General features: G+C 37.7%; 8 protein-coding genes. All 8 read right to left on the bottom strand.

The genetic code is table 11. The features are described 5' to 3' along the window. Nucleotides 1-3: 3 nt before the first annotated feature. The 8 genes from glgX to DDU33_RS08285 all read right to left on the bottom strand — a co-directional run bounded on the left by glgX (nucleotide 4) and on the right by DDU33_RS08285 (nucleotide 11,900). Complete coding sequence (gene glgX / locus DDU33_RS08320) at nucleotides 4-1,986, bottom strand: glycogen debranching protein GlgX (RefSeq protein WP_108924675.1); 1,983 nt, start codon at nucleotides 1,984-1,986, stop codon at nucleotides 4-6. 8 nt (nucleotides 1,987-1,994) lie between these two features. Continuing rightward, a complete protein-coding gene (gene glgB, locus DDU33_RS08315) occupies nucleotides 1,995-4,247 on the bottom strand; it encodes a 1,4-alpha-glucan branching protein GlgB (RefSeq protein ID WP_108924673.1) in 2,253 nt (750 codons plus the stop codon). 247 nt (nucleotides 4,248-4,494) lie between these two features. Continuing rightward, nucleotides 4,495-5,592, bottom strand: coding sequence for a lytic murein transglycosylase (locus tag DDU33_RS08310; RefSeq protein WP_108924671.1), 1,098 nt, complete (start codon nucleotides 5,590-5,592; stop codon nucleotides 4,495-4,497). 60 nt (nucleotides 5,593-5,652) lie between these two features. After that, nucleotides 5,653-6,570, bottom strand: coding sequence for a tRNA pseudouridine(55) synthase TruB (truB, locus tag DDU33_RS08305; RefSeq protein ID WP_108924669.1), 918 nt, complete (start codon nucleotides 6,568-6,570; stop codon nucleotides 5,653-5,655). Between the two features lie 3 nt (nucleotides 6,571-6,573). Continuing rightward, nucleotides 6,574-6,954, bottom strand: a complete 381-nt coding sequence (gene rbfA, locus DDU33_RS08300; RefSeq protein ID WP_005818820.1) for a 30S ribosome-binding factor RbfA — start codon at nucleotides 6,952-6,954, stop codon at nucleotides 6,574-6,576. A 182-nt stretch (nucleotides 6,955-7,136) separates the two neighbouring features. Next, nucleotides 7,137-10,691 carry a S8 family serine peptidase gene (locus DDU33_RS08295; RefSeq protein WP_108924666.1) on the bottom strand — a complete coding sequence of 1,185 codons (3,555 nt, stop codon included), beginning with the start codon at nucleotides 10,689-10,691 and terminating at the stop codon, nucleotides 7,137-7,139. A 135-nt stretch (nucleotides 10,692-10,826) separates the two neighbouring features. Continuing rightward, complete coding sequence (hxpB, locus tag DDU33_RS08290; protein ID WP_108924664.1) at nucleotides 10,827-11,474, bottom strand: hexitol phosphatase HxpB; 648 nt, start codon at nucleotides 11,472-11,474, stop codon at nucleotides 10,827-10,829. A 213-nt stretch (nucleotides 11,475-11,687) separates the two neighbouring features. Continuing rightward, on the bottom strand, nucleotides 11,688-11,900 hold the full coding sequence (locus DDU33_RS08285; protein ID WP_125121620.1) for a hypothetical protein: 213 nt from the start codon (nucleotides 11,898-11,900) through the stop codon (nucleotides 11,688-11,690).

The raw sequence follows: 11,900 nt of genomic DNA, 5'->3' as shown, positions 1-11,900 counted from the left end.
CGATCACTTTTGCAACACACAAAAATCTACGTTTTCTAATGTGAGAAAACCATTTTCCCATCGTTGATTTTGATTAAATGCTGCGTCTTCTACAATCTTCCATCGCCCTTTCGGTAAGATAAAGGTTTGTAATTCTGTTTTGGCATTGATTAATAAAAGATATTGATGATCCAATAAAATCTGCATTGCCTTGGTATCTCTATTATGCCAATCATCAAGATTCATTAATTCGCCTTGCGTATTAAAAAGTTGCACATTTTCAATGCTCCACCATTGATCATGATTAAGACTTCTTATTTTTTTTCTCAATGCAATCGTTTGCTTAATGAAATTGAAAAATACCGTATCAAATTGAGCCCATTTCAACCAACTCGTTTCATTATCCTGACAATAGGCATTGTTATTACCAAATTGAGTATGCCCAAATTCATCGCCAGCTAATAACATCGGTGTACCATTCGCTAATAAAAGGCTCATCATGAGACTTGCTCGGCTTAAAATACGATCTTGTTCCACCATCGGTGGTACGTTTTCTATGCCTTCAAAACCGTGGTTATAACTGTAGTTTTCATTACGTCCATCACGGTTATTTTCTCCATTTGCTTCATTATGTTTATGGTTATAACTTACTAAATCACGTAAAGTAAAACCATCGTGAGCCGTAATAAAGTTAATTGAGTGATGTGGTAAGCGTCCATCATACTTATAAATATCGCTTGAGCCTGCAAAGCGTTCTGTAAATATGCCGAGCTCTCCGCTTTTCCATAACCAAAATTTCGTGACATCATCACGGAAACGGTCATTCCATTCGGCAAAATAGGCTGGGAAATTACCAACTTGATAACCATTACCACCAATATCCCATGGTTCCGCAATCAATTTACAATGTTTCAAACACGGTTCTTGTTCAATTTCTCTAAATAACAGTGCTTGTTTATTAAAATCAGGCTCTCTGCCTAATGTTGAAGCTAAGTCGAATCGGAAACCATCTACATGACACTCTTCAACCCAGTAGCGTAAACAATCTAATACCCAGCGACGAGAAGCGTCATGGTAAAGATTTAGTGAATTACCACATCCGGTATAATTGTGATACTCCCCATCTTCGTTTTGCCAATAATACGTTCGATCATCAATACCACGTTGGCAAAAAGTTGGAAAATGTTTTTCAGACTCAACCGAATGATTAAATACCACATCTAAAATCACTTCAATGCCAGCCTGATGCAAGGCTTTTACCATAGATTTAAATTCCGTTAATGGTGTTGTGCCTTCTCGTCCAGACCAATACTTTGACTCAACGGCAAACATTGCAAGCGGGCTATATCCCCAATAATTTTGCAAACCTTTTTCCTGTAAATGCGGTTCGTCTAAGTGATAATTGATAGGTAATAGTTCAACAGCGGTTATGCCGAGCTCTTTTAAATAAGCGATCATTTTAGGATGAGCCAATCCTGCATAAGAACCTCTGATTTCCTCAGGTAAGTCCAAATGCAATTGTGTAAACCCTTTCACATGCACTTCATAAATAATCGTTTCAGCCCAAGGCGTTCGGAGTGGCTTATCGCCTTCCCAATCAAAATCTGTTTGTGTTACAACTGATTTAGGCGCAAAGGCTGCATTATCTCGCTCATCAGAGAGTAGAAACCATTTCCGCTTCTCACTATTGCTTAAATCAGGTTTTCCGTTTACCGCTTTTGCATAAGGATCGAGCATTAATTTATTTAAATTACTAATAGATTCGGAATTCCCGTAAATACGGAAACCGTATTCCGTGCCATACTCTAAATTAGCAAGCCAAATATGCCAAATATCCTCTGTTTTATACATTGGAAATCGTACTTCTTGCCCAACAGAATCAAAGAAACAAAGCTCTACTGCTCTCGCTTGTGAAGAATACAGTGAGAAGTTAAATCCTTGTTTACCTTCATATTCTTGATGGGTGCAACCCATTGGGTAAGGTGTTCCTTTTGCTGTATGAAACATATTTAGCCTTATTTTTGTTTTTTATGAGGTTGAGCTTTTGCTTTTTTCGCAAAACTTTTTTTCGATTCAACCGCTTGTGCTTTAAACTTAAGATAAATTGTCGCTAATGGAGGAATAACAACATTGATGGATTGTGCTTTTCCGTGGCTTTCAATCTCTTCACTTAATACTTTACCGCCATTCCCCATATTAGAACCTTGATAGAAACTGGAATCAGAATTTAAAATTTCTTCATATTCGCCAGATTCATTAACCCCAATACGATAATTTTCACGAGGAATCGGGGTGAAATTACTAATAACAATGATTCGTTCCCCTTTACGGCTACGTCTTTCAAACGCAAACACTGAATTTTGTGCATCATCAACCACTAACCACTCAAAACCATCAGGATCAAAATCTAATTCATAAAGTGGAGCATTTCCTGTATAGGTATGGTTCAAATCTTTAACGAATTTCAATACACCTTTATGCCAAGAACCACCATGTTGTTCGTCAAGAAGATACCAATCTAAACTTTCTTTATAGTTCCATTCTCTGCCTTGCGCAAATTCATTTCCCATAAATAGAAGTTTTTTACCAGGGTATGCCCACATATAGCCGTAATAAGCACGCAAATTAGCAAATTTTTGCCATGCATCGCCTGGCATTTTGCCTAAAAGCGAGTATTTCCCATGAACAACCTCATCATGTGATAATGGAAGCACAAATTGTTCACTGTATTGATACATCATGCCAAATGTCATTTGGCTATGATGATATTGACGGTAAATAGGATCTTTTTGCATATAGGATAGCGTGTCATTCATCCACCCCATATTCCATTTAAAACTAAAACCAAGCCCATTATTTTCAATAGGATGTGTAACACCTGCAAATGAAGTTGATTCCTCTGCAATAGAAATTGCGCCAGGAATTTCTTCTCTAATCACTTTATTGGTTTGTTTTAGAAATTCAATGGCTTCCAAATTTTCCCTACCGCCATAACGGTTTGGAATCCATTCCCCGTCTTTACGACTATAGTCCCTATAAATCATTGAAGCGACCGCATCTACTCGAATACCATCTAAACCAAAACGCTCTAGCCAATAGAGAGCATTACCTGTTAGGAAATTCTTGACCTCATGTCGCCCATAGTTATAAATTAAAGTATTCCAATCCTGATGATAACCTTCTCTCGGATCAGCATATTCATAAAGTGATGTACCATCAAAAGCAACTAAGCCGTGCGTATCGCTCGGAAAATGTCCAGGAACCCAATCAAGAATGACGTTAATGCCTGCTTGATGGGCTTTATCGATAAGGCGTTTAAAACCTTCTGCCGTACCAAAACGACTTGTTGGTGAATAAAGACCAATTGGTTGATATCCCCAAGAACCATCAAATGGGAATTCAGAGAGTGGTAAAAATTCAATATGAGTAAATCCCATATCTTTAACATAAGGAATAAGTTCATCGGCGATTTGATCGTAATCTAACCAAAAATTGTTTTCTAAATTGCGACGCCAAGAACCTAAGTGAACTTCATAAATAGATATTGGTTGGTCTGCCTGATTTGCTTTACGGCGTCTTTCTGTCATTTCAACAAATTCTGGAAGTACGCTAACTTGAGAAGCTGTGTCTGGACGTAGTTGAGAACGGAAAGCGTAAGGATCGGCTTTTAAACGAAGATGATCATTACAATCTAATAATTCAAATTTATAATTTTGCCCTAAAGAGACTTTTGGTAAGAAAAGCTCCCAAATTCCACTGGCTTGATGAAAACGCATCGGATGACGGCGCCCATCCCAATAGTTAAAATCTCCTACTACAGAAACTCGTTTCGCATTTGGCGCCCATAAGCGAAAATTGACACCTGCAATACCATCACATTCAGAGAAATGAGCACCTAAAATTTCATAAGGGCGTAAATGAGAACCTTCAGCTAATAACCAATTATCTAAATCACTGATCATTTGGTGAAAACGATAAGGATCTTCAAGAATTTGAGCTTCATATCCCCAATACACTTTTAATTGATAAGTAAAAAAGCTACGGGTGTTAGGTACAACTCCAGCAAAAAAACCTCTTTCATCAATTTGGTGCAGCTCACACAGTGCTTCGTTATTTTTACCAATAACTTCAATTTTATTGGCATCAGGATATAGTGCTCGAATTTCGATACCATACTCTGTTTCATGCATACCTAATACAGAGAAAGGATCCGAATGCTTCCCATCAAAGAAATTATTAATTGTTTCCTGTGAAACGAATTTAGCCATAAATTTTCTCCTTATTAGCGTTAGCATTATGCGCAGTTTACTTTAAGTATCTTCTAGCAACATCTCTCGCAGTTCTAATTTGGCTATCCTTCAACCAATTCACCAACATAATTTATACTCGCATTGTATAAAAAGCGTAAGTAATTACAATGGTTTTTATACACTTTAATATCATTTCCTGATCTTTATCAAAAAGCTGAAATAAATAAAAAAATAGCGTAACACTCAAAGAGCATTACGCTATATATTATTGACCTACGCTTGTTAAAATACGATCTGCAAACTTCCCGATACTTATCCCGAAGTTATTCGATTTATTCCAATCCATTAACGTTCGGAAATTACTAGTGACTAAGAAAGCTCGCCCGGCTTCTTTATCCGGTCTCACTAACCATAATTTCGTATTATTCATTTTGGCTAGTTTAGCTGTTTCTTGTCCATTAGGGTAAGCTAAATAAACGCCCCATGCTTGCCATTCTCCTAGTGTTTTAGCTTTATTTGCTTCAATTCCAGAGAATGATAAATCAATCGGGTTCGATAATTTTACTTCAACACCCCAAGGTAATTGATTATTCCAGCCTACAGTTGAAAGATAAGAGGCTATTGAGGCAAAAGCATCATATTCATTATTCCAAATATCTTTTTTACCGTCGCCATCGCCATCTGCCGCATAGCTAAGATAAGCAGTTGGCATAAATTGTGTTTGCCCCATTGCCCCCGCCCAAGAGCCTAATAGTTCATAGCGATTAATCGTACCATCATCTAACATCTTCATCGCATTCACAAACTCTTGCGTAAATAGCTTTTCTCGTCTGCCATCAAATGCCAATGTTGCTAATACAGAAAGCACATCAAAATCGCCTTGGTAATTACCAAAACTGCTTTCCATACCCCATAAAGCCATAATGTATTCTTTCTGAACACCAAATTTCTGGCTTGCTTTGGCTAGCTGAGCATTGTATTCATACCAACGTTCTGTTGCCATATCCACTTTCTTTTGGGTAAGGACTTTATTTAAATAATTCGTTACACCATTAGGATTTGGCGGTGGTGGCGGTGTATTAGGATCACGTTTGCGCGCGGCTTGTTCTTGATCCAACTGTACCGCTCTTGCGTTATATTGAATAAATTTTTGTGAATTTAATGTTTTTTCTGAAACACCCGCCCCCGCAGCCTTACGCTTTAGGAAATTCACGTAATCATTAAAATTACTTATAGCGCGTGATTGAGTATATTTTGCATCTAATGGTAAAGCAGAATAATGATTTACCGTATTGCTTGAACATCCTGCAATCGCTAAAGTGATTGCAGTTAAAGAAATTGCTAAAATTTTCTGAAATTTCATATTTTATCGGCTACTTAAATTTACTATAAAATGAGTAAATCCAACAGCTTCCCTTTATATTTATAGATTAACCATACGATTTGGGCGAATAACATCATCAGCAGTAATCTCCGCTACCCCCAAAAACTGCGCTGTATTTGAGAATAATCGGACTAAACCATAAATTTGTTCAACATTCTCAAATTTTACTCTTTGACCAAAACCAACCGCTTTAGTTTGCTGCTCATTTAAATTTATTTTAGGCAAATTAGATACGGCGGTATCCATAGGTAATAACAGCTTATCTAGCTCATCAAGCGGTTGATTTTCTGCCATATTTTGTAAATCGGCATAACTCATCATTGCCGCAATCGGATAATCTGCCACCGCTAAACGGCGTAATACAGTTACGTGAGCGCCACAACCCAGCACTTCACCTAAATCATCGACTAATGTGCGAATATAAGTTCCTTTCGAACAATGCACTTCCAATGTTAAAAAAGGTGCTTCATAGGCAATAAATTTCAACTCAAAAATGGTAATCGGGCGCGCTTCTCGCTCTACGGTAATTCCTGCTCGAGCGTATTCATAAAGGGGTTTCCCCTGATGTTTTAATGCAGAAAACATTGTTGGTACTTGTAAAATATCGCCACGAAACTGCGCTAAGGCTTGTTGAATATCGCTTTCGGTTACATTAACAACTTTTGTTTCAACAACCTGCCCTTCTGCATCTGAAGTATCCGTTCGTTCGCCAAGTTTTGCCGTAACTTGATAACGTTTATCAGAATCCAATAAAAACTGTGAAAACTTAGTCGCTTCGCCCAAACAGATCGGCAACATTCCCGTTGCTAAAGGATCTAACGCCCCTGTATGCCCGGCTTTATTTGCCTGAAAGATACGTTTTACTTTCTGCAAAATATCGTTAGAAGACATACCCTGGGGCTTATCTAATAAAAATACGCCGTGTATATCACGCCCTTTTTTACGAGGTCTTGACACGCCTTATTCCTCTTTATGTTTTGCTTCATCTTCACGAATCACGTTAGAAACAAGGTTTGACATACGCATCCCTTCCACTAAAGACTCATCGTAAATAAAACGCAATTCCGGCACGATACGCAAACGCATTGCCTTACCCACTAAAGAACGAATATACGGGCTGGCTTTTTCTAAGCCTTTCATTCCTTGTTTGATTGCTTCTTGATCGTTATCAAATAAGAAGGTTACAAAGATTTTGGCATAGGCTAAATCACGCGAAACCTCAACATCTGATACCGTTACCATACCAATACGAGGATCTTTAACCTCACGCTGTAAAATAATTGCCACTTCTTTTTGTAATTCTTGAGCGACACGATCTGAACGTTTAAATTCTCTACTCATATTTTCTCACTTACTCTTTTAGATAAGATAATCCCCTTCAAACAAGGGGATTATTTCAGTTAAACTCAATTTTTAGCTTGTATTGCTTAAAATAATGGGGAATGATAATAGTCCAAAAAGGTTGATTTCACAAGCAAATGATATACAAGCGGTCGTTTTAGTCTACTTTTTTGCAAAAAATGCTAAAAGCGGTATTTCATTCCCACACTGATATTATGCCATCTTTCCCCACCTTTTTGACGAGCTATCGCATATTCTCCGAACCAATTAAAGGCTTCGCTCATTTGATAATTTAGCCCTAACTTCGCAGCTGTCACATATTTTGCTGGAGAAATACCTTGCAAGTAAATATCACTTTCTGCACCAATATAACGAGCATTAAAACCAAATGCGCCTTCGGCTTTTGACGTCATACGATGAGACAAGGAGGTATTTACACTTACATCACCGAATTTCATAATTGCTCGCACACCTAACAGATAGCTATTTAGGTTATAGTGAGTGCGATTTGCCTGAATACCAAAGTTTCTCCCTTCATTAAACGCTTTTTGATAAATGGAATCAAATTGATACCCCATAAACGGACTGACTTCACTCTGTTTAAATTTAATACGATGTCCTAATTCCGTATAGAAATGATAAAGTCTTGATTTTACATCAGTTTCTACACGGCGAGTTTCATTTGGTAATAGAATTGATCGCTTAATTTCATTTTTCGCTTCGGCAATTCCTGTTTGAGCTAACAAATAGTGATTGTCTAATTGATAGACTGCATAAATCATACCGCCTTGTTGATGTAGTTTTGATGACCCAACAGATCTCTCAAAATCCGCTTTTTGTCTACTAAGATAAGCTGCTGCTCCCAATAATAATGGCCCTGTTTGTTTATCTGCTCCCACATAGCTTTGGTTTCCATCAACATCTGCTGAAGCATAACCCTCTTGCGAAATCCGATAAGATTGACGGCTTGTAATGGCATAGACATCACTTTTTTCATCTTGAAGCGATTGGAGCGATCTTTCTGCCACATTTTGACTGAAAATTCGGTTTGCATTAAGCATCATATTTGGCGATGATGAATAAATTTCAGCCGATAGAGATTCCACTGTTCTTGCAACAGACATCGGCTTCGCATTAATAATAGACACACTATCCGATTGAATCGCACTATTTGGTTTAGTCGCTACTTCATCAAGCACTTTATCTAAATTTGCCCCTACATTCTCTGCACTGCGAGAAACAGCTACAGCACTTCGCAATACATTTGCAGTTTGATTACGTTTATAAGTTGCCTTTACCTCATTCTCTTGTTTTTCTACCTTACTCACAAGAATATAGGGTGCAATACGATCTGATACCGTATAAAAATTATTGTAATTGATTAAATTACCTGCCTTTAAGATCGTTCTCACATTCTCTGTTTGTGTTGGAACACGATCAACATTCTCTATATCCGCTAAGATACGAGAATTATTCATATCTGCAGTACCTTTAATATCCAGCAATGCTGTATGGATATCAATTACCGTGCGTGAGTCTCTCTCTGCAATGTAATCTTTTTGAATCGTTGCGCCTTGCCCATAAATATCTAAAGAACCTTTATTGGAAACAGAATTTCCAATAGAAACGTTCTTTACCTCATTCTTAACTAAAAGCGATCCATTTTTCTCAATAGTCACTGCAGAATGTGTTAAATCATTCGATATAGCTAAAGTGCCGCCTTCAATAACAGTGTCTCCTGTATAACTATTTTTTCCACCAAAATAGAGAATACCCGTTCCACGTTTCTTAAAGCCTGCATCGCCAACAATATCATTATGCCAAGTTAATCTGTCTTTATCTGCATACTGGTGGTAGTCAAAATCAGCGATAACAAAGTCTTTTTCCTCTTCCACTAATAAACGTTTATCGAATCTAGCAGGGCCTTTCAATGCCCGTTCAACGTTTAAAACACCCCAGCCAATTTGCTTATTCGGACCTGTCGTTACGTCTTTTGAACCTAATTTATTTGCTGTTGAAAGAATCGTTTGAGTAACAAGATGGTTGCTCATCCAAGGAAATTTATCCCAAACATTTGCCACTGCTGCGGTAACAGCTGGCGCAGCAAAAGATGTTCCTTGAGGAAATACCGTATGGTTAAATAAATCCCAGTTTCCTTGAGCTGCAATTCCCCAATTTTGAGCAACATCACCTATTTGGCTAGAATAATCCATTAGCGCTGTTTCTTGCCAATTTACTGCTGCAACAGTAATCCAGCCTTTTCTCGCATTATCATTTAAGACAGGAACGTGAGATTCTGTTGTTGCGTGTTTATAGCGGCCAGTATATCTATGTATATTACCTTCATTACCTGCGGCCCAAACAAAAATACTGTCTTTAGCTGCCCATTTTGCTAGTTCAAGATAAATATTATGATTCGCAAGTGTTTCCCAACCTTTCTCTTTTACTCTCTCTTCCCAAGGTGTATTACCATAAGAATTATTAAAAATTCTAATACCTCTTTCATAAGCCGCATCATAGTATTGATTTGATGCACTTACCATACCATTTGAATCAGCTGTATAGCCATAGATGTAGGCATTTTTATTATTTAATGCAATAACCCCTGCTGCCATTGTTCCGTGAGAATGTTTATTTCCTTTTTCTACTCGAGGCGAGCCTTGATTTAATAACAACCTATTCTTACCATTTGTAAATAAGAATGCATCACCTGTATCATTGCTTGAACTAAAATCTACATCAATTACACCGATATTATGTACTTGGTTGTGTTCATTCACAACCGAGTTGTTTTGATGTTGGAGTTTTTCAATCAAACCATTTTGAGAGGAATATCTATCCGCCTCATCAAAAATCCGTGAAGGATCTTTTGGTCTGTATTCTCCTGTTGGATAAACATGCTTCGTAACCAGGCTGCCCCTCTCATTTTCCTGTGGCGGAGTTATAGAACTTACATTTTCTTCTGTTTTTTCATCGATAGGGTTTATTGTATTCTCTTCAATTGCTTCGTTCTCTTTTACGTCTTGTTCTGTCGTATCTACTGAAGCAGAAGTACCTTCTTCAATTTTATCTTCTTTTACTGTAACTGTTTTTTCAGGTTCAGAAGAAACTTCCTCAATCTTTTCTTTATCCGAAACAGATGGCACATCAGGTTTAGGTGAACTTTCTTCAAAGATAGGCTTTGTTACTTCCCCTTCAAGTATACTCTCTTCAACGCTCACATCCTCTCGTTCTGTCGTATCTACTGAAGCAGAAGTACCTTCTTCAATTTTCTCTTCATTTACTGTAACTGTTTTTTCAGGCTCAGAAGAAACTTCCTCAATCTTTTCTTTATCCGAAACGGATGGCACATCAGGTTTAGGTGAACTTTCTTCTAAGCTATGTTCTTCCTGTTTTGTTGGTTCTGTTGAAACATGGGGAGTATCTCCAACTTTTTCCTCATTGGAAGTATTTGAAACATCTGTTCTAAAAGCATCTTCTTGTGTTGGGGGAACAGGAAGTGAAGCGACTTTTTCTGTCAATTCAATGACAGAATTATGGTAGATGGTTGTTACAGGAACAGACGTCTCCATTGTGGTATCGGTAGACTCTATTATCGTTACATCTGAAGAGGCGATATTTTTAGAATCATTATTAGATGGTTCTACATGACTTGGTGAGCCACTGCCTCCCCCACTACAAGCCGTAGCTAATAATGATACTAATGCCGCCTCTGAATATCTAAGCGCTTTCTTCATCAATGTCTCCTTTTAAATTTTGTTATAATAAATGCACAATAAGATTGATATTTGTACAATTCTACCACTAAAGTAGCGTAATACATAGCAAAAAACCGCCTCTCAGCGGTTTAAAATGACAGTTATCTGTAAAGATTATAAATTGAGTAACGTAGGCAACTCAGCAATGTTTGCTAATTTAAAATCTGCTAAAGACCAGCGAGGATCATCCCATTCAGCTTGTGCCGGAATCACAACCGTTTTCATGCTTGCGGCTTTGCCTGAAATCATCCCCAAAACAGAATCTTCTACGGCAAAACATTCTGCCGCAGAGACGCCGAGTTGTTGTGCGGCATGTAAATAAACGGCAGGATGGGGCTTATTAAATGCTAAATCTTCAGCAGAGGCTAAATAGTCAAAATACTCCGCAATGCCACAACTTTCAACAATACCTTGTAGCATATTGCGAGGCGAAGCAGAAGCCACCGCCATTTTTATTTGATGTTGTTTTAAAAAAGCCAATGTCTCTTTAACATTTGGCATTAACGGTTTAGTCGCTAAAATTTCAGAGACGGCATAATCCATCAATTCAGCTACTAATTGAGCACGCTCTTTCTCTTTTTGTCCATGAGCTTGTAGCACAAAATCCACAAGCTTTCCAACCGGAGAGCCAGTCAGCTTTATCATATCGTCCATCGTAATCGGGAAACCATTTTTCTGGAAAAAATCGATACTTACTCGATACCAAATGGGTTGGGAGTCAATCAACGTCCCATCCATATCAAAAATCACTGCTTTAATCATACATTTCCTTTTTTTCTTAATTATTACAAGCGGTAAAATTTCTCATTAAATTTGCAAAATAAACGCTATTATGTAGCAGTTGCACAAGATATACGTAGGGACGCCACGCTGGCGTCCTTACTATGCTATTTTATCAAATTAAGAGGTTGTGCATTGCTACATAATACCGAAAAACAAAAAATCTTATCGCTTGAACGTGCGATCTCTCGCCCGTTAAATTAATGATCTAGAAGAGATAGTTTTCCAGCTATTCATACGTAGAAGAATTTTACGCATCATCGCTAAATGATGAGCATGTTCCGTATAAACTGCTACTTCCGCTGTTGTTCCATAAGGCAATTGATATTCAGACATAATTGCTAACAAGCGGCCAGAAATTGAAAGTTTTTGCAAAATACTCCCAAAATCAGACCGCTTATTTAGCAT

The organism is Actinobacillus porcitonsillarum (genome assembly GCF_003101015.1).
Lineage (GTDB): Bacteria > Pseudomonadota > Gammaproteobacteria > Enterobacterales > Pasteurellaceae > Haemophilus_A > Haemophilus_A porcitonsillarum.
This window is presented reverse-complemented; position numbering and strand designations above follow the sequence as displayed.